This window comes from Acinetobacter towneri DSM 14962 = CIP 107472 (assembly GCF_000368785.1).
Lineage (GTDB): Bacteria > Pseudomonadota > Gammaproteobacteria > Pseudomonadales > Moraxellaceae > Acinetobacter > Acinetobacter towneri.
In genome coordinates, this window is sequence record NZ_KB849690.1 from 663556 (window position 1) to 683235 (window position 19680).

Annotated in this window: 19 protein-coding genes; 11 read left to right on the forward strand and 8 right to left on the reverse strand. The window is 41.6% G+C overall.

All coding sequences use genetic code 11. The features are described from left to right. Nucleotides 1–7 precede the first annotated feature (7 nt). The 6 genes from argB to F947_RS10420 all read left to right on the forward strand — a co-directional run bounded on the left by argB (nt 8) and on the right by F947_RS10420 (nt 5188). Nucleotides 8–913 carry an acetylglutamate kinase gene (gene argB / locus F947_RS10395; RefSeq protein ID WP_004975310.1) on the forward strand — a complete coding sequence of 302 codons (906 nt, stop codon included), beginning with the start codon at nt 8–10 and terminating at the stop codon, nt 911–913. Nucleotides 914–1122: 209 nt separating this feature from the next. Beyond that, nucleotides 1123–1923 carry a GNAT family N-acetyltransferase gene (locus F947_RS10400; protein WP_026438333.1) on the forward strand — a complete coding sequence of 267 codons (801 nt, stop codon included), beginning with the start codon at nt 1123–1125 and terminating at the stop codon, nt 1921–1923. Between the two features lie 149 nt (nt 1924–2072). After that, nucleotides 2073–2921, forward strand: a complete 849-nt coding sequence (locus F947_RS10405; RefSeq protein ID WP_004975313.1) for a class II glutamine amidotransferase — start codon at nt 2073–2075, stop codon at nt 2919–2921. Between the two features lie 263 nt (nt 2922–3184). Then, nucleotides 3185–3640, forward strand: a complete 456-nt coding sequence (locus F947_RS10410; RefSeq protein WP_004975314.1) for a bacteriohemerythrin — start codon at nt 3185–3187, stop codon at nt 3638–3640. Nucleotides 3641–3785: 145 nt separating this feature from the next. Next, the gene (locus F947_RS10415) at nt 3786–4871 is read left to right on the forward strand and encodes an SLC5/6 family protein (protein ID WP_004975316.1); all 1086 of its coding nucleotides are present in this window, start codon (nt 3786–3788) and stop codon (nt 4869–4871) included. Beyond that, complete coding sequence (locus F947_RS10420; protein WP_004975319.1) at nt 4868–5188, forward strand: RnfH family protein; 321 nt, start codon at nt 4868–4870, stop codon at nt 5186–5188. Before F947_RS10415 ends, F947_RS10420 begins: the two co-directional genes overlap by 4 nt. 56 nt (nt 5189–5244) lie before the next feature. Here the strand turns inward: F947_RS10420 and F947_RS10425 are convergent, their stop codons facing one another. After that, the gene (locus tag F947_RS10425; protein WP_004975323.1) at nt 5245–5643 is read right to left on the reverse strand and encodes an outer membrane protein assembly factor BamE; all 399 of its coding nucleotides are present in this window, start codon (nt 5641–5643) and stop codon (nt 5245–5247) included. A 118-nt stretch (nt 5644–5761) separates the two neighbouring features. On the opposite strand from F947_RS10425, the gene fur reads away from it, so the two are divergent. Then, the gene (gene fur, locus F947_RS10430; protein ID WP_004975325.1) at nt 5762–6199 is read left to right on the forward strand and encodes a ferric iron uptake transcriptional regulator; all 438 of its coding nucleotides are present in this window, start codon (nt 5762–5764) and stop codon (nt 6197–6199) included. A 72-nt stretch (nt 6200–6271) separates the two neighbouring features. Here fur and F947_RS10435 read toward each other — a convergent pair whose 3' ends face one another. Next, on the reverse strand, nt 6272–7390 hold the full coding sequence (locus tag F947_RS10435; RefSeq protein WP_004975326.1) for a PilT/PilU family type 4a pilus ATPase: 1119 nt from the start codon (nt 7388–7390) through the stop codon (nt 6272–6274). Nucleotides 7391–7411: 21 nt separating this feature from the next. Further along, nucleotides 7412–8449, reverse strand: coding sequence for a type IV pilus twitching motility protein PilT (locus F947_RS10440; RefSeq protein WP_004975327.1), 1038 nt, complete (start codon nt 8447–8449; stop codon nt 7412–7414). Nucleotides 8450–8573: 124 nt separating this feature from the next. Between F947_RS10440 and F947_RS10445 the strand changes: the two genes are divergently transcribed. Next, entirely contained in the window at nt 8574–9263 is a 690-nt protein-coding gene (locus F947_RS10445) for a YggS family pyridoxal phosphate-dependent enzyme (RefSeq protein WP_004975328.1), read from the forward strand. Between the two features lie 358 nt (nt 9264–9621). Here the strand turns inward: F947_RS10445 and F947_RS14370 are convergent, their stop codons facing one another. The 3 genes from F947_RS14370 to F947_RS10460 all read right to left on the reverse strand — a co-directional run bounded on the left by F947_RS14370 (nt 9622) and on the right by F947_RS10460 (nt 14908). Beyond that, the gene (locus F947_RS14370; protein WP_004975329.1) at nt 9622–9897 is read right to left on the reverse strand and encodes a hypothetical protein; all 276 of its coding nucleotides are present in this window, start codon (nt 9895–9897) and stop codon (nt 9622–9624) included. 139 nt (nt 9898–10036) lie between these two features. Next, nucleotides 10037–13648: an AAA family ATPase gene (locus F947_RS10455; protein ID WP_004975332.1), complete on the reverse strand. Its 3612-nt coding sequence runs from the start codon at nt 13646–13648 to the stop codon at nt 10037–10039. A gap of 9 nt (nt 13649–13657) precedes the next feature. Next, nucleotides 13658–14908 (reverse strand): exonuclease SbcCD subunit D, encoded by a 1251-nt coding sequence (locus F947_RS10460; protein WP_004975334.1) that lies wholly within the window; start codon nt 14906–14908, stop codon nt 13658–13660. A 481-nt stretch (nt 14909–15389) separates the two neighbouring features. On the opposite strand from F947_RS10460, the gene F947_RS10465 reads away from it, so the two are divergent. Next, complete coding sequence (locus F947_RS10465) at nt 15390–15836, forward strand: ABZJ_00895 family protein (RefSeq protein ID WP_004975337.1); 447 nt, start codon at nt 15390–15392, stop codon at nt 15834–15836. A 136-nt stretch (nt 15837–15972) separates the two neighbouring features. After that, nucleotides 15973–16890: a TIGR01777 family oxidoreductase gene (locus F947_RS10470; RefSeq protein WP_004975339.1), complete on the forward strand. Its 918-nt coding sequence runs from the start codon at nt 15973–15975 to the stop codon at nt 16888–16890. 20 nt (nt 16891–16910) lie between these two features. Here F947_RS10470 and thiO read toward each other — a convergent pair whose 3' ends face one another. After that, complete coding sequence (thiO, locus tag F947_RS10475) at nt 16911–18029, reverse strand: glycine oxidase ThiO (RefSeq protein WP_004975341.1); 1119 nt, start codon at nt 18027–18029, stop codon at nt 16911–16913. Nucleotides 18030–18042: 13 nt separating this feature from the next. Then, on the reverse strand, nt 18043–19056 hold the full coding sequence (gene hemB / locus F947_RS10480) for a porphobilinogen synthase (RefSeq protein WP_004975342.1): 1014 nt from the start codon (nt 19054–19056) through the stop codon (nt 18043–18045). A 120-nt stretch (nt 19057–19176) separates the two neighbouring features. On the opposite strand from hemB, the gene F947_RS10485 reads away from it, so the two are divergent. Further along, nucleotides 19177–19674 (forward strand): thioesterase family protein, encoded by a 498-nt coding sequence (locus F947_RS10485; RefSeq protein WP_004975345.1) that lies wholly within the window; start codon nt 19177–19179, stop codon nt 19672–19674. Nucleotides 19675–19680 lie beyond the last annotated feature (6 nt).

Sequence of the window (19680 nt, forward strand, 5' to 3'; positions counted from 1 at the left end):
GAGGCGAATGCCACATCAACAGACTGGTATCGACAAAGCGCAAATTTTGACTGAAGCTTTGCCGTATATTCAACGTTTTGCGGGCAAGACCCTTGTTGTGAAATATGGCGGCAATGCCATGACCGATCCTGAGCTGGAAAGTTCTTTTGCTCGTGATATCGTGTTGTTAAAGACTGTAGGCTTAAACCCGATTGTGGTGCATGGCGGTGGTCCACAAGTGGATTCTATGCTCAAGCAATTGGGACGTGAGTCTGACCGTATTGATGGCATGCGTGTCACCGATCCTACGACTATGGAAGTCGTAGAAATGGTCTTGGGTGGTAGCGTCAACAAATCTATCGTCAATCTGATTAACCAACATGGCGGTCGTGCCATTGGTTTGACGGGTAAAGATGGTAACTTGATTCGCGCACAAAAATTATTGATGCAAAAAACTACTGAAACAGGCGAAGTACAACAAATTGACCTTGGTTTGGTGGGTGAAGTGGTGGGTGTCAAAACCGACGTGTTGGAAATGTTTACCAGCAGCGACTTTATTCCAGTGATTGCACCTTTAGGTGTCGATGATGCAGGCAATACCTATAACATTAATGCCGATTTAGTCGCAGGTAAAGTTGCCGAAGCATTGGGTGCGGAAAAGTTAATTTTGCTGACCAATATTACGGGTGTATTAGACGAAAATAAAAACCTGTTAACTGGTTTGACTACGCAGGAAGTAGATCGTTTAATTGATACAGGCGTGATTTACGGTGGCATGATTCCAAAAGTGGGTTGTGCATTGGATGCAGTTAAAGGCGGTGTAATCAGTGCACATATTGTAGATGGTCGTGTGCCACATGCTACTTTATTGGAAATCTTTACTGATCATGGTGTGGGAACATTAATTACCAACCGTGTCCAAACGCGTAAATAAAACTCTATAAGATGATCCCTAAAAGAGCTTCACAATTGAAGCTCTTTTTTATGTCAAATTTACGGCAAGAAACTGAAATTTTGTTGATTCAGCATCCTTGAAATTGCTTTGCACCTATCCTGCAATCTTAAAATTGTAGTCGCTAAAATCGCGGTCATCATAGTGTCATGCTGCTGTCCTAGTGTAGGAGAAAACATGAGGTATCTATGATGCTACAAAAATTAAATCAGTATCGTCAGCAGTTTAGCTTTCCTATGGTTAAAGTGGGTAAAGCACAGAAAAAAAACAGCAAAGCTACGCAATATGCGTTTGAATGGGTTGAAAATTTAAAGCAACTACAAGAAGTACAGCGCTTTCGTGCACAGCAATTTTCCAAGCAATTTGGCATTGAATTTGAATCGGGTTTAGATCAGGACTTGTACGATTTTGGCTGTGAACACGCCGTACTCAGAGATAAATCTACGGGTGAAATTGTTGCTTATACTCGTTTAAAACTTTGGCAAGGGCATGAGCTAGCCAACAGTTATAGTGCGCACGAGTTTAAAATTATAGATGAGTTAGGGCATCTCTCGAATATTGTCGAAATGGGGCGTACTTGTGTGCATCCACGTTATCGTTCAGGCAAAACACTCTCTATTTTATGGCTGAATTTAGTGCCTAAAGTGTTATGGGAAATGCGTGCCAAACACATGATTGGCTGTGTCAGTATTCGTTTGGAAGGTAATGAAGCACGCGCGTATCATACCCATCAAGCGATTCAACAATTGGCAGAAAATCAACGCTGCGATATTCAGTCACAGCAGCCGTTTGAGCCAAGTTGTCCAAGTCATAGCTTTAGCCAAGATGAACGAATACCTAAACTGTTTGATGTTTATCTGAAAATGAATGCTAAGCTGTCTGAGCAAGCATTTTATGACCGTGAGTTTAACTGTCTAGATTATTTTGTTTTGTTAGATGTGAAACAAATGGCGAAACATTTTATTCGCCAAAAGAAAGTGAAAGCATCTTAACTAGAATAATTAAGCAGAGATTTCTACAGCACTGCATATCTATGAAGTGGTACTGTAGAAATCTATTTATATTTTTCAGATTTGAATTATCCACATGGCTGATGCACAATAATCAGATAATTTCATTATTTGTATAAAGATAAGGCCTTATGTGTCAGTTGCTTGGAATGAATTGTGCGACACCTACCGATATTACCTTTTCATTTCGGGGATTTTCGCAGCGCGCAGGAATCACCTCAGATCATTCTGATGGCTTTGGCATTGCTTTTTTTGAAGATAAAGCTTGCCGTTTATTTGTCGATAACCAGTCTGCAGTGGAGTCACCCATTGCAGAATTGATCCGTAACTATCCCATCAAATCGCGTAATGTGATTGCCCATATTCGTAAAGCGACACAAGGCAAAATTAATTTAGAAAATTCACATCCGTTTAGTCGTGAGTTGTGGGGACGCCAGTGGATTTTTGCCCATAATGGTGATTTACATGACTTTCATCCACGTTTATCAGGTCGTTTTACCCCTGTGGGCAATACCGACAGTGAACGTGCATTTTGTTATTTGTTAGATCAATTGGTAAATCATTTTGGTTATGATGAACCGAGCCTGACGCAAATTTTTGACTTGTTAGCCGAAATTTCTCCTAAAATTGCAGAACATGGCACTTTTAATTTTTGTTTGTCCAATGGTCAGGCATTATTTAGTTATGCGGTGACCAAATTACATTGGTTGGTGCGTGCTTATCCATTTCAGCCTGCACAATTAATTGATTTAGATGTTGAGGTTGATTTTAGCCAAGTCACCACAGCAGAGGATTGTGTGGCAGTGATTACCACTGAACCCTTGACTCAAAATGAAACATGGACAGCATTTCAGCCAGGTGAAATGATTTTATTTCAACATGGACGCCCAATTAAAACCCAAATGACACATATTGCGCGTTTGGAACGTGAGCGTTTAAATCCTGAATTAAGACGGATCACCAAAGCGGATCAATACTAATTTATACGGGTATGTGTGGTTGAAAAATATTCATTTTATTATTGTATAATTCAATTAAATCAAGAATGAAAATGTATAAATTGGTTAATTAATAATTGATTCTTTTAGTCGGGTATTTTTGTTAAAATTTATTTAAATCAATGTCTTGTGTTGTTTTTGTGCGATTTAAACCAATCCCTACCAATTCGCTTCATTTTTATTTATGGGAAATACGGCTACCATTCCGCAATGTGATTAATCATTTATTTCTGTAAGGTGGTCGTATGAAGATGAAATGGGTTCCAGAATACAATACTGGTATCGATGTGATTGACGATCAGCATAAACGTATCCTCGATTATATTAATGAAATTGTTGAAATTAGCGATGGTACAGATCGAGCACGTGTAAAGCAGATTTTAGATAATATTATTGATTACACCCAGTCGCATTTTACGTTTGAAGAATCATTACAAGAAGAAGCGGGTTATAAATACCGCGTACCACATAAACGTGTGCATGATTTATTCATTAAAAAAATTGAGTCTTATCGCGATCGTTATGAAATGGGACAATCCATTGAAGGCGAATTGCATGAAGTTTTATCAAAATGGTTAATTAATCATATTCAACACGATGACGCCGATTATGTCGGTGCAGTGAAAGAGAATATGATGGGTATTATTAAGGAAAATGAGAAGAAGAAAGGTAAAGGCTGGTTCGCTCGTTTCTTCTCATAAGTCTGAAGCCATAAAAATGAAAGAATAAAAATTATAAATTTGCGCAGCAAGCTATCTAACGATAGTTTGCTTTTTCTTTTTTGAGGTTTTGCTTTTCCTTGATGACAAAGGCAAAATAGCCGTAGATTTTTATTAGGACAGCGTCATGCAGGACAATGCTATGTCACGATGGTTATCGCCGCTGATGGCATTTGGTTTATCATTCATTATTATTGCCACACTCGCACCAATGACAGGTATTCAGGTTGAGCGTCAGCTCGACTTTTGGTTGTTGTGGTTAGCAACCATGCTGATTTTGGCATTACCGATTACTTATTTGGAAATTGCCTTAGCCAAACGCTCAAAAACGACAGCATTACAAGCACTTTTAAGTTTAACCCGTGATGCCGATGCTTCTCAAAAATGGCGTTTGGTGGGCTGGCTTGCAGTGGTGTTCATTCCATTTTTAGCAGGCGGTTTGTTGTCTAATGCTGCGCAAATTTTAAATCAATATGCCGCTGCAGACTTGGCTAGTCATGTCTTGTTTGTGATTGTGGCTATTTTCGCACTGGCATTGTCATTAGTGCCGCGTCAAATTTTATTGCTATGTACCGCTGTTGCTGTTGTGGCGGCTTTGGTTTTATCGATGGTGATGGGTTCAGAACTCCCTGCATGGCAAGTCACCTCAATTGAGTTTAGCGAATGGGGCAGTGCAACCGTTTTGGCTTTGGTGGCCAGTGGTTTAGGCATGGGCTTGTACTGGCAAACTAGTTTGCCGCAAGTACAGCAACAATCTGCAGCAACTTCAACGGTATTGCCAATTTGGATTGCTCAGCTATTGGCAGTCGTTGCTTTTGCATTCTTTGCCGTGCAAGCACAAATTCCAGCATTGGCTTTGGTGGTGGCAACTGTTGCAGCAGCAGCGGTTTTATTACAATTGGCACGTGAACAATTGGCACAACGTCAAATGGTGGTTGCGATTCAGTGGGTTGTATTGATTGCAGCAACTTTGGCTTGGGCAATTCCTGCCATTAGTCCTGTATTTAATTTTGCCTTATTGCTTTGGGGCTTAGTTATTTGTTTGATTTACGCTATTTTTGCAGGCTGGATTATGAAAATCAGCCATTTGCGTAAAGCCATGAACTTTAGCAGTGAAGCCTTTTATAACATTTGGCGTATTGCGGTACGTGTGGTGTTACCTGTATCTATCGTAGTGGCGATGGTGGCGTTAATTGGACAGTGGATCGCATGAGTCAAATGGCGCAGGTTTGGGTGGCGTATGCCACACCCGAACAACAATGGCATGTGGCTGTCGCATTTCAGCAGGGCATGACTGTACTGGATGCAATTCAGCAGAGTGGACTTGTGACAGCAACGACTTTACCTGAACCGTTGATGCTGGGTATTTTTGGTGTACGGGTTGAGCCGCAGCATGTATTACAAGCAGGTGATAGGGTTGAGATTTATCGTGCTTTGACCATTAACCCGAAAGATATTCGTCGTAAACGTGCCGCAAAGAACCCAGTAGGGCGTTATGCCAAAAGCAATCGCTTGAGACAATTGCAATGATTTAAAAAACCCCTCAGATGAATTTCAGTGAGGGGTTTCTTTTTATTCTAAAGCGGCTATAGTGGTGGCGCGTTGAGAATCGCTTCTTTCGATCCTGGTAGGCCTGGTTGAGATTCTGGAATCGTTTCCAATCCTTCAACTTTTTCTACAATACCATTTTGATTGAAAAAGATTTTCAAATGCTGACCATGCGCGGCAGGGATCTTGGCTTTTTTAGCATAAGTTCCTGGGATATAGTTGTAAATGTAGTCCCAACGTAATGGATTCATCGGGTCGGCGATGGTAGGACTGCCCAGCAAAAAGCGGACTTGTTGATGACTCATACCGACTTGGACTTTAGACGCTTGAGCTTGGGTTAAAGGTGTACCCTGTGGAATATCGACTTTATAAACGCCCAAGGTCGAACAGCCTGCGAGCAGTGAAGTGACCAATAACGTCAACATGATTTTTTGCATTTTGCTACACTATCCCAAATTAATTATGATGCATTTGATCTTGATCCAGTGTTAGATCATACTGCATCTTAACTTTGTTGCATATTCCAACTTTAATTTTGTTGAGAGACCTTTTTTCATGCCTATTTCAAATCAAGAATTACGCAAAGCTGGACTTAAAGTTACCCTTCCACGAATTAAAATCTTAGAATTATTAGAAAATTCAAAACAACATCATTTAAGTGCAGAAGATATCTACAAAACTTTACTCGATCAGGGTGAAGATGTGGGTTTAGCAACTGTGTATCGTGTGTTAACACAGTTTGAAGCTGCAGGCATTATTGAGCGTCATAATTTTGAGAACAATCATTCTGTGTTTGAAATTATGCAGGAAGATCACCACGACCACTTGGTTTGCTTGAACTGTAGCAAAGTGGTTGAATTTATTAACGATACCATTGAAAAAGAACAGCATGATGTAGCTGAAAAATTTGGTTTTGAGCTCACAGGGCACTCGCTGAATTTATATGGTTATTGTGATGCGCCAGAATGTCGTGAAGCCTTACGCAAGAAATAATTTGCTGTAAGCATAAAAAATAGGCTTCCGTATGGAAGCCTATTTTGTTTGTGTTTAAGCATTGTTGCGAAGTTATTGCCCATCGAAGGTAATATTCGAGGTTGCATGTAACAAACGCTCGCCACCTTCTTCTGATAATTTGATTTGTAGACGCAAATCGTTTGGCGAGTCGGCGTGTTTAAGTGCGTCTTTGTAGCTAATTTGCTTGGCTTTATAGAGGTCGTATAAAGCTTGGTCAAAGGTTTGCATGCCCAATTCGCGAGAACGCTTCATTAGGTCTTTAATTTCGTGCACATCACCTTTACGGATTAAATCTGCAATTAATGGTGAGTTAATTAAAATTTCAATCGCAGCACGACGTGAGTTGCCATCTATGGTTGGAATTAATTGCTGTGCCACAATCGCTTTCAGGTTTAGCGACAAATCCATGAACAACTGGTTATGTCGGTCTGCTTCAAAGAAGTGAATAATACGGTCAATTGCTTGGTTAGCGTTGTTGGCGTGCAGGGTGGCAAATACCAAGTGACCTGTTTCGGCAAAGGCAATTGCATAATCCATGGTTTCGCGGGAACGAATCTCACCAATCAGAATCACGTCAGGTGCTTGACGCAAAGTATTTTTTAAGGCGATTTCAAAGGAGTCAGTATCAATTCCGACTTCACGCTGGGTAATAATACAGCCTGCATGTTCATGCACAAATTCAATCGGGTCTTCAATGGTAATGATATGACCTTTGGAGTTTTGGTTGCGGTAACCAATAATAGACGCCAAAGAAGTCGATTTACCTGTACCAGTCGCACCTACAAAAATGATGATGCCACGTTTGGTCATCGCCAAATCTTTGAGAATAGGTGGCAGTTTCAAGTCATCCATGGTCGGGATTTTGGTTTCAATCCGACGGAGTACCATGCCCGGCTCATCACGTTGTTGGAATGCGCTGACACGGAAACGTGCTGTTTTTTCACGGTTGGTAATCGCAAAGTTACATTCACGGGTTTCGGCAAATTCCTTGCGCTGTTTTTCACTCATAATTGAGTTAAGCAGCTGACCGACAATTTCACCTGTAAGTTTACTTTTGGCTACAGGCACAATTTGTCCATGAATTTTCATGGAAGGTTCAACATCGGCTGTAATAAACAAGTCAGACGCTTTTTGCTGAATCATTAAATTCAGTAAATCATTAAAGTCCATCGCGTATCTCGAATTTTAAACTTATAAGAATGATTCAGGCTGTTTTGCAACCGTACGAGCCGTTTGTGGGCTAATCACACCGCGCGATACCAAGTTTTTCAAACTCTGGTCAAGGGTGGTCATACCGTAGTTGGCACCAGTCTGAATTGCCGAGTACATTTGAGCTACTTTGTTTTCACGAATCAGGTTACGCACTGCAGGAATACCAATCATGATTTCATGCGCAGCTACACGACCACCACCATTTTTCTTGAGCAGGGATTGTGAAATGACGGCTTGTAAAGATTCAGACAACATGGCACGTACCATGTCTTTTTCTTCGGCAGGGAATACGTCAATCACACGGTCAATGGTTTTTGCTGCAGAGGTGGTGTGTAGCGTACCAAATACCAAGTGACCCGTTTCAGCAGCAGTCAGTGCCAAACGAATGGTTTCTAAGTCACGCATCTCACCAACTAGAATAATGTCAGGGTCTTCACGCAGTGCCGAACGTAATGCTTCGTTAAAGCCATGCGTATCACGGTGTACTTCTCGTTGGTTAACCAAACATTTTTTAGATTGGTGTACAAATTCGATTGGGTCTTCGACGGTCAGAATATGGTCGTAGCGATTGTCATTAATAAAGTCAATCATCGCGGCAAGTGTGGTTGATTTACCTGAACCTGTTGGGCCTGTCACCAATACCAAACCACGTGGATATTCACAAATATCTTTAAAGATTTGTCCCATGCCTAAATCTTCAAGGGTCAAAACTTTAGAAGGAATGGTACGGAATACTGCACCTGCACCACGGTTTTGGTTAAATGCGTTCACACGGAAACGAGCCACGCCTGGGACTTCAAAAGAAAAGTCCGTTTCTAGATTTTCTTCATAATCACGACGTTGTTTATCATTCATAATGTCGTACACTAATTTGTGTACTTCTTTATGTTCTAATGCTGGTAAGTTAATTCGACGAATTTCACCATCCACACGAATCAGTGGTGGCATGCCCGCAGATAAGTGTAAATCCGAAGCGCCGTTTTTAGCGGAGAACGCCAATAATTCTGTAATATCCATGAAAGTCCCCGAGATCAATTAAATCTTAATTATTTTGATAGAATAATACGGCTTTCCATCAGCTTAACCAACTGTTAGTTGCTGGACAAGGTAAAAAAAGATGAATGAAATGAGAAATGCATCAATGAATAATCTGCAGCTTATGCGCACTCAGGTTTTGCAACAAATTCAACAGGCATGCCAGTTGGCACAGCGCGAGCCAAATACGGTGCAATTGTTGGCAGTATCTAAGACTCATCCGAGTGAAGCCTTGCGTGAAATGTATGTGACAGGGCAGCGCGCTTTTGGCGAAAATTATTTGCAAGAAGCTTTGGATAAAATGCAGGCCCTGAGTGATTTAGAAATTGAATGGCACTTTATTGGGCATGTGCAGCGCAATAAAACCAAACATTTGGCAGAAAAATTTGCATGGGTGCATGGGGTAGATCGTTTGATTATTGCCGAGCGTTTATCTAATCAGCGCGATGCTCAGCAAGCGCCACTGAACATTTGTTTGCAAGTAAATATTGATTCACAAGATACGAAGGATGGCTGTCAGCCGAGCGAAGTTGCAGAGTTAGTCCGACAGATCAGTCAACTACCGCATTTAAAACTACGCGGTTTGATGGTGATTCCTGCACCTAATCATCCTCAAGCTTTTCAAGATGCCAAACAATTGTTTGATGCAGTTAAGACACAACATGCACAACCTGAAGATTGGGATACTTTGAGTATGGGGATGTCGGGCGATTTAAATGCCGCAATTGCAGCAGGTTCAACTATGGTACGGATTGGTACAGCATTGTTTGGCGCACGTGACTATTCCCAGGCTTAATCTTTAAATATACCAGAAAAACGACAAAATTTAGCAAACGCTACCTTGTACGTTTTGGCTGACACGAAATGCGGAATTTTGCGGCTAGTGCTGAAGGTTGGTTTTTCTTAATATGAACTTATCGGGAAACAGGGAGTTTCCTAAATAAGAAGAATAAGAAATAGAACAACACGGAAGTGCTTGGTACGACAGGAGTTATACCAAAAACTGAATCTAGAAAGCCTCGACAGGATGTCGAGGCTTTTTTAGTTTTGTGCCGTAAAGCTGTCAAAATTTTGGCTTATGTAGATTATTTTTAATGACCTTTACTATTTTTAGAAAGCGCTACTTCCGACCAGTAAATAGGTGAAGTGGACATTCAAGATTTATTTTCTATCCAGATTCGAATACGGGCAATCAGTAAAAATAGCAGAAAACAGAACTGAAAGAAGCCTGTGAAAATGATGGTCCAACCGCTATTTCCAGGTGTTTTTCTTGCATCCAACTCAATGACTAAAGTGCAGACGGTGAGAATGATTTCAAAAATTAAAACCGCTTTAAAAACCCAAGGTTTAGGGAAACGTATTAACCATGTGAGAAAAATAATACTTAAACTGGGCAATACAGCAAAGAGAATAATCGTTTTTATATCCATAAAATTAAGTACTTAAAGTGTGGGTGATTTTAAAATAAATTCAATACAACTTCATGGAAGCCTAAAATCTGAAATCTCACAGTCATCTCAATAATTCTTCAATCGACAAATAATCTTCAGATTTTAGGCAGTATTGGCTTTAACCCACCACATTGACTTCACTTGCCCCTGCACCCACTGGTTTGACTTGAATTTGCACAGGAATTCGTTCGTGCATTTCCTGAATATGCGAAATCAGCACCACTTTACGTCCCTGACTTTGCAGATGGTCTAAGGCATTCATCACCATGTGCAAGGAAGTCGGGTCGAGAGTGCCAAAGCCTTCATCAATAAATAGCGATTCCAGTTTCATTGAGCCAGATGCCATATTGGCAATTGCTAGTGCCAAAGCTAAAGAAACCAAAAAGGTTTCGCCACCCGATAAAGACAGAACAGGGCGAATTTCACTGTTCATATCTAAATCAATAATCGCCAACCCCAAACTGTCAGGAATACGATGCAACTGATAACGCGAACTCAGTGGCAGCAATTGCTGATTGGTGTATTCCACCAAAATATCCAAGTGATGTTCTTGAGCAATTTTCTTAAATTTCGTACCTTCTTTATGCCCAATTAAATCGTAAATACGTCCCCAGCGGTATTCTTCAGCTTTGATACTTTCAATTTGAGTTTGATAGGTAGCAAAAATCCCTTGATTGGTGCTATTCAGGCGTAGCTGTGCCTCAATCTCATTATAGTTTTGCTGTTGTTTGGCTTTGTCTGTTTGCAGTGCTGCCAGTTGCGTGGTGACCTCGTCAAAACTCAGTTCTGGCTGTTGTTTTAAGTGCTTTTGATATTGTTCTTCTAGCGTTTGCCAAGCCGTTTTGGCACTTTCCAAACTGTTTTGCTGTTGCTGTAGCATCTTGCGTATTTGTTGATGTTCGGCATAAGAAATTTGTAAACATTCATCAATGACGCTGGCTTGAAAGTGCGTGTGTGCCACTTGCCAGTTTGCAATGTGTTGCTGGCATTCAGTGTGTTGCTGCATGCGCTGTTGAATTTTACTGTCCAAACCATGTTTTTGTAGTTGTAAGTCTTTTAACACCTGTTCTGCTTGGTTAAGCACAGTTCGTTGTGTGCTAAGTGCAAGATTGAGTTGCTGTTGTTGCTGATCTAAAGCCTGCTGCCATTCTTGATAGGTCTGATATTCACATCCCGCATGAGTTCTTGTAAGCTGCTTAATTTGATCACGCAGCTCACTTCCTGCAGTTTTAATCTGCTGCAGTTGTAGGGTTTTCTCTGCATGTTGCTGTTGTAAAAATAGCAACTTTTCTTGCACTTGCTGCTGTTGTTGAGTCAGTTGTTCAATCGTTTTGCTCAGTTGAACTTGCTGCTGCTGCAAGTGATGACGTTGCTCTAACTGTTGTAAGGCATTTTGAAAGTATTCAATCGGTTGATTGAGCCAAGCGTGTCTTTGTTCTGCATCTAAAAGCGACAAAATAGGCTGTAAACGCTGAGCGAGGTCTTGGCGTTGTTGAATAGCATATTTGAGTTGTTCTGCCTGCTGTGCAGCATTGCGCCATTGTTTCAGGGTATCGTTTGCTTGTTGAATACTCTGCTGCAAGTGTTGAGTGGATTGATGTGTTGTTGCCCAATGTTGCTGTACGTGTTCAATTTGCTTTGCAACAGGCAGCGCTGCATCCAAATCTAAAGATAAGGATGTTGCAAGCTGTTGCACCAATGTCTGTTGTTGTTCAAGTTGCTGTTGCAGTTCAAGACTGCGTTGTTGTTGTTGATGATAAGTTGCATCGTATTGACTGCGAGCACGCTCCAATTGTTGTAGCTGTTTTTGCGCATGCTCAAATTCAGTTTTGGCCTGCTGCAATTGCTGATCCTGCAATTGGTTTAAAGCGTCACTGAGTAAATTTTCATGCTGAATAAACGGATGTTCATGGCTGCCGCAGACCATACAGGCTTCATTCGGTTTTAATTGGGCACGTAAATCCTGCACACTTTGATGCTGCAATAAACGCTGCTGTTCAAAGATCTGCTGTAATTGTTGCAAGGCTTGTTCAGTAATTTGCACTTGCTGCTGTTGGGTTTGAATTTGAGTCTGTGTCTGCTGTTGCAGACTTAAAGTTTCTTGCTGACGCTGTTGTAACTGCTCAAATAGGGTGGTCTGTTGTTGCCATTGTTCAAGTGCCTGTTGCAAGCGCTCTAAAACATGCACACTCTTTAAAGCATGTTGTAATTGCTGTTGCTCTGCCGTGAGTTGCTGCTCAAGTTGTTCAGGATGTTGATATTGTTTTTCCCAAACCAACAGTTGTTGCTGTGTATGTTGTTGTTGCTCAATTAAAGTATCTAATGCAGATTGGAACAGCGTAGGGTTTTGCTGACGTAGCTGCTGTTCAAGCTGCAAATAATCTTGCAGACGTTGCAACGTAAGGGCTAAATTATCATCAAAATTTGCCCATGCCGCAGTCTGTTTGAATTGCTGTTGTAAATGTTGCTGTTGTTGTTGCTCGGTTGCAAGTTGAGTCGTCAGTTGCTTCAAATTATTTTGCACAGGCTGAATTTGCTGCTCTGCAAATAATTTTTGTGCAGCATCCAAAGCGGTATATTGTTGAAGTTTGCTAGAAATTTCATGTTGTAACTGTGCCGCAATTTCAAGTTGTGGTTTCAATTGTTCAACATGCTGCTGCCATGCCTGAAGGTCTTTTTCCGCTTGCTGTTGCTGACTAATCGCTTGCTGTTGTGCGTATTCCGCTTGTTGCAAGTTTGGTTCAAATTTCAAAAGCTGCTGATTCAGATTTTTTAGCTCGGTATCTGCTTGCTGACGCAAGACAAATTGCTCGCGGATGGTTTGAAATTCATCTAAATGTTTGAGCAATTGTTTTTGAGAGGCGAGTTTAAGATCGGCATCGACTTGAACATCATATATTTCTTTTTTAGCTTGGGTGCTGGCATAGAGTTCATGGCAATCTTTGTGCCATTTCACATCATTTTCATACAGTTTTTCGGTTTGGGTCAGCAAAGCTAATTGTTGACTTAGGTCATGTTGTTGGGTTTCTAAGTCTTTTAGTGTTTCCTCGCTGAGGAGCACCACATGCCCCATGACATTTTCAAGATCTGTTCGCTTTTGTTTAATTTCACTAAATTTAACGGCTGCACGTTTACTGACTTCGGTAAAAATTTGCGAATTGGTTAAATATTCAAGTAAATCTGCCCGTTCATGGTCTTTGGCTTTTAAAAATGCCCCAACTTCCGATTGTGCCAATAATACTGCGCGTGTGAATTGCTCAAAACTAAGACCAATCAGTTGTTCTACAATCGGCGTAGCTTCAGAAATTTTTTGATTTAAAACCCGTTGCTCATCTAGGCAGGTAATGGCACGTTCAACTTTTAAGTTTCCATCCACTTTGTTATGTGCACGGCGAATTTGCCAACGTGCCGAATAGCGTTTTTGATCAAGCGCGATAAATTCAAGTTCTGCAAAGCCAGAAGTCGTACCACGACGTAAAATATGTTTAGAGTCTTTTAAGGAAATTTCTTTGCCTGCGGTATCGGTCAGACTGCCTGTAGCACCTCTCAAACGTGGAATTTCGTCATAAAGTGCCAAACACATGGCATCCAGCAAAGTCGATTTGCCTGCACCAGTTTTGCCCGTAATTGCAATTAAACCTGCCTGTGCCAGTGGCTCATCTTCAAAATTGATGACATGCGTGCCTGCCAAAGATGCCAAATTATTTAAACTTAAACGTAAAATTTTCATGGCAAATCCTTAAGCTTTATTCTGATCAAGTTCTTGTTGGGCTTCGGTCAAAAGCTGTAAAAAATCTTGGCTCACTTCTGGGTCAGGTTGATAGCCCATTTTTTCCCATAAATCTAAAAATAATTTTTCAGGCGTAGGCGGCTCTAAATCAATTTTTGATTGTTGCACGTTCGAGTTTTCACAGTTTTGAAAGCGTCGTGCAATGCGCAGTAAACGATAGCGGTTGGCAGGCAGTGCTTGTTCAATTTGTTGGCGTAAATCAATGGGTGGCGGGGCATCGCTGATATATTCAATTTCTAAAAAATGCCGTGCGCAAACTTCTGCAATTTCATCTTTTGGCAATTTATTCAGTTCGGTGATTAATTCAGAAAGTTCACAGCGAATCCGAAGCAGCTCTACCGTACGTGGAATAAGCAAGCTTTCATATTGGAAACGCTGTGCATCTGCCTGTAATGGATCAATCCTAACTTCAAGGACTTGGTGTTTATAATTCAGCTCGCTAAATGATAAAGGGATGGGTGAGCCGCTATAGCGAATGTGTGGCTGTCCGACCTGTTGCGGTTTGTGTAAGTGTCCGAGTGCGACATAGTCAATCACCTCATCAAACAGCGCAGTCGATAAGGCTTCTTCATTCCCCACTACAATTGGGCGTTCTGAGTCGGAAGTTTCGCCACCTTGCATGTGTGCATGTGACATTAAAATCAGGGCTTGATCGGGTTGTTTACGGGCTTTGGCTTCTGCAATCAGTTGTTGATGTAAGTAAGCAACCGCAGATTGATTGTCACTGCTATGTTCATTTAAACCTGTAATTTCTGCACTGCGTAAATAGGGCAGGGTCAGACACCATGCCACAATATTTTGCGCAGCGTCATAAATAGGCACTAGGAGTTTATCTAAATCTAATTTTTGCTCGGCTGTTTTACCAATCACGCCCACAGCTTTGGCGTTGAAGCGGTCTAAAAAGGGTTCAACTTGCTCAATGCGATACCCAGAGTCATGATTGCCTGCAATCATTAAGGTTTGCATGTGTGGAGCAAGCACATGCGCATCGGTAAGGAATTGATAGAGTTGTTTCTGAGCGCTCGAAGCAGGATTGACCACATCAAAAATATCGCCTGCTATGAGCAGGGCATTCGGCTGTTTGCTTTTAATTTGAGTTAAGAGCCAATTTAAAAATTCAGTATGTTCATATTCACGTTCATGGTGATGGAAAAATTGCCCCAAATGCCAATCAGACGTATGTAAAAAATGAACAGCCATGCGTGTTCCAATCTTGATGTTGAATTATGGGATAACTTAACATAACTGAGCGCAACACTGCGGCAAAAAACCAGTTTTCTGCTTTTAAAGCGACAATTTAGGTCGCAGAGATTTTAAAGAGAAGGGAAAGTAAAATCTGTCGTGATCTGTATAGAAAAATATAGAGAGTTAAAATACTGATGTTAGAAAGGCTAAAAAAAGACCTTAAAAAATAAAGACCGACGATTCGAGTGATGATGAAATCGTCGGTCAAAGAAAAACTTGCGATACAGTAAAGCTTTGGCTGCTGTTCAAAGCATGACTGTATGCGATTTATTGCTTTAGTCAGGTCACCGAAAATATTGTGGATGCCATACACATTAACGGTTGTTGTGACCTTGTAGCCTATATAACGTCAGGCTTTTGTATTCGGTTGACAATTTCATGAAAAAAAAATCAATTTTTTTTATACTAGGCTGAATCTTTTGTCTGAGTCATCTTTATGGTATCGCTAAGCCGTTATTTTATCTGGTTTTTCTTGTATTGCTTTGTGATGACCTGTATTTGTGGCGTATTGGCTGCATTATTACCTGCGGGTGTAGGCGGGATTTTAACTGCGGTGCCTTATTTGGTTGCCATGATTTTAGTGCTGTATAAGTTTTTAAAACAACAACGCCGTGCGCCGAATGACAAGGAACGCAAGACATTTACTTTAGGATTTAGCCTGATTTTTTGGGGCTATAACTTGGCGTTTTTATTATTAGGTTTGGCGATATTTTCTCGCCAAAACCCAAGCATTTGGCAAGATTTTTTACAGTATTTGCAACAGCCGCAATTTATGAGTGTGGTGGTGATCATGTTCTTGTTGATCGCAATTCCATTGTATCTGCTGACCTATTGGTTTTATGGTAAACAGGCACAGCGTATGGCAGTTAAAATGTTTGGCTGATAAAAGAAGTTGTTAATATCTGATTTTCTTCAAATATACATGATCAGTTATGTGATGATGATTTGCTTAGACTTGAACATTCAGTCTAAATCACGTATAGCTAAAACTATATTTTTCATCATGCTGAGATTGGAAGATGCATAAACCTTTGGTACTGGTAACAGGGGCAAGTGGTTTTATTGGTTCACAATTGTTGCCGTTTTTATTGCAACAGGATTATCGGGTGGTGGGGCTAACCCGACAGCCCAATCGAGTATCCAAACATCCACAATTACGCTGGATTCAGCAGTTAGATGAACTCGACACCGAACAAATTGATTATGTGATTAATTTGGCGGGAGAAAGTATTGGGCAGGGCAGATGGACAGCAGCACGCAAACAAAAATTGCTTGATAGTCGAGTTCAGACCACACTGCACTTATATCAATATCTTGAAAAGCGCCGTATTTTCCCCAAGTGTATTATTTCAGGCTCGGCAGTGGGGTATTACGGAATTGACCCGCAGGAACAATGGTCAGCAGTATGTACCGAACACAGTGCAGCACAAGATATTTTTATGTCGCAGTTGTGCCAGCAATGGGAACAGGCTGCGTTAAGCTTCAGCCAGCAAAATACTAAAATTATGCGCTTGGGCGTGGTGTTTGGGCGCGGTGGTGGCATTTTACCGCAAATGTTATTACCAATTCGTTTAAATGCCGTCGGGCGGATTGGGCATGGACGGCAGCCTGTTGCATGGGTGCATATACAAGATGTTTTACAGGCCATTCACTGGTTAATGACGCAACCTGTAGACGCCAAAATTTTGAATGTGGTTGCACCTGAAAAAACCAGTCAGCAAGACTTTGCCGAAACCGCAGCTCGGCTTTTAAAACGTCGTCCATTTTTGGTGTTACCTGCTTTTGTCTTGCGTTGGTTATTGGGCGAGCAATCGCAATTGGTGCTGAATGGGCAATATGTTAAACCACAAGCGTTAGAACAAGCAGGCTATTGCTTTCAATATCCAAAACTTGAACAGGCGCTAGCGGCTTGTCTGGGTGCATCATCCTCTACTTAAACAGAGGATGCTGCTGAGTGTTATGCACAGATTGAGGTGGGCTGTAACTGCTTTGGATCATAAGCGGCAGGATCAACAATCGTTTCTTGCCCAAGCATGAGCTGTCTTAATAACTGCGCTGAAGCAGTGCCCATACATAAGCCATTACGGAAGTGTCCGAAATTCATCCATACATTATTTAGGCTTGGCACTTTGCCGATATACGGCACACCTGTAGGCGAGCCTGGACGTAAACCAGCCCATTGTTTCACAATGGGGAACTGTGCCAATTCAGGCACCATTTCAAAACAAGCCGTTAAAATATCTTGTTGGGTTTGCGGGTTTGGTGTGGTGTCAAAACCAACGTGACGCATACTGGAACCGCATAGCACATGCCCATCTTGACGTGGAATCAAGTACATCACCTTGTTCATGCACATGCTTGGCAACCATTGTGCAGGGGTTTTAAATAACACAATTTGCCCTTGTACAGGCTGTACAGGAATCTCTAAACCCAGTTGTGCCGCCCAGTGCTGTGACCATGCACCTGTCGCAAGCACGATATGATCTGCACGATGCAAGCGACCATCGGCAGATTGAATGGCTTGAATACGATCTTCAGTGATCTGAAATTGCTGAATTGGGCAGTGTTCAAAAAATCGCACGCGCGGATGTTGTTTCAAATATTGCGTGAGCGATTGTAATAAACGCGGATTGCGCACATTGGCAAGTTGTGAGAAATACAGGGCTTGTTTAAATTTGGGGTGGATATGCGGGTTAATTTGTTCGAGCTGTTCCCGATTCAGACATTCAGCTTGCTGCATCGGTTCATGATGACGTTCGGCATAATTTATACCAATCTCAAAATCATCTTCATCAAAAATCAACATGCCTGTTTCATGGATTTCAAAATCAATGCCTGTAATAGGTTTGAGTTTTTCATTCCATGCTTGGTACTGCGGTTTGGCAAATTGGGCTAAGTCATTGACCGCTTGAGGATAACGCCACGGATACATGGGAGAAAGAATTCCACCACCTGCCCATGATGCCGCTTGTGCTGCTTGTTGTTGATCAAAAATACTGATAGAGCAGCCCTGCTCTACCAGTTCGAGTGCAGACAACAAACCGCTGATGCCTGCACCAATGATTGCGATGTGCATGAAAGTCGCCTGTTTATGCCATATCTTTAAGTTTGAGTGCTGCTTCTTCGGCAAAATATGTCCAAATACCATCTGCACCTGCACGGCGGCAACTCATTAGCGATTCAATAATCACACTGTCCGACAACCAGCCATTTTGAATCGCGGCAGCAAGCATGGCGTATTCACCACTCACTTGATAGACAAAGGTTGGCACACCAAAGTTATCTTTCACTTCACGTACAATGTCTAAATAAGGCATGCCTGGTTTTACAATCACCATGTCTGCACCTTCTTGAATATCCAGTGCAATTTCATGCAAGGCTTCGGCACGGTTGCCAATATCCATTTGATAATTGTATTTGTTGCCGCCTTTTAGGTTGCTGGCAGAACCGACTGCATCACGGAAAGGACCGTAAAAGCTAGAGGCATATTTGGCTGAATAAGCCATGATAGAGGTATAGATATGCCCGTTGCTTTCCAACGCCTGACGAATCGCACCAATACGGCCATCCATCATGTCACTTGGCGCAACCACATCTGCACCCGCTTCGGCATGACTTAAAGCCTGTTTAATTAGACATTCAACCGTTTCATCATTCAGGACATAGCCTGTGTCATCAATAATGCCATCTTGACCATGAGTGGTGTACGGGTCGAGTGCGCCATCGGTAATAAGTACCATCTCTGGCAATTCTTTTTTCAGCAGGCGTAGTGTGTTTTGCACCAAGCCATCTTCACGCCATGCTGCTTCTGCGGTCAGGCTTTTGTCTTCTTGTGGTGTGACTGGAAATAATGCCAGTTTAGACACGCCCAACTGCATTAAACGCTCGGCTTTTTTGAGTAATAAGTCTGCCGATAAACGCTGAATATTCGGCATGCTTGGAATATCTTGGGTTTGATTTTGTCCCGGTAAAACAAATACAGGATAAATCAAGTGATCTGTGGTTAAGTGAGTTTCGCGAACCATGGCGCGTAATTGATCATTTTTACGGATACGACGCATACGAGTGGCAGGAAATGCAGGGCGATTGAACGTATAGGTCATAAAAATCTCACTGATCAGTATTAAACTAGACGACTATTGTAGCCCCTTAAATTTCATTTGGGCATACATTGGCTGTTTTTATTGTTGGTAAATTGAGTTGTTTGGACTTTTGGGCACGTTATGAGTAATGCAGAGAAAAATTGGACTGGGAATATACATTTAGGCGCGAAAGTCGATATTGATGTCGTGCTAAGACAATTGGTCAATGCATTTAATGGATCGCCATTTTTTCAACACAATGGCATGAGCATGCGTGTGGTAGATGGTCAAATTGAAGCCTATATTGAGATGCAACCGTATATGGTGGGCAACGTGGCTTTCCAAATTTTACATGGTGGTGTTGCTGCAACCATTTTGGACAGTGTGGGCGGTATTGTGGCAATGGGGGAGTTATATAAACGGACAGAACCTGACGATTTGCCCGATACCATTAAAAAAGTCACTCGTTTGGCTACCGTAGATATGCGAGTGGATTATTTAGCACCGGGACGCGGCAAGTATTTTATTGCCCGTGCGGAAACTTTGCATTTAGGGCGTAAAGGCTGCACCATGCGTATGACGATGGTCAATGATGAAGATAAACCAATTGCAACGGCAATTGCATCTTATGCCTATTAAAATCTA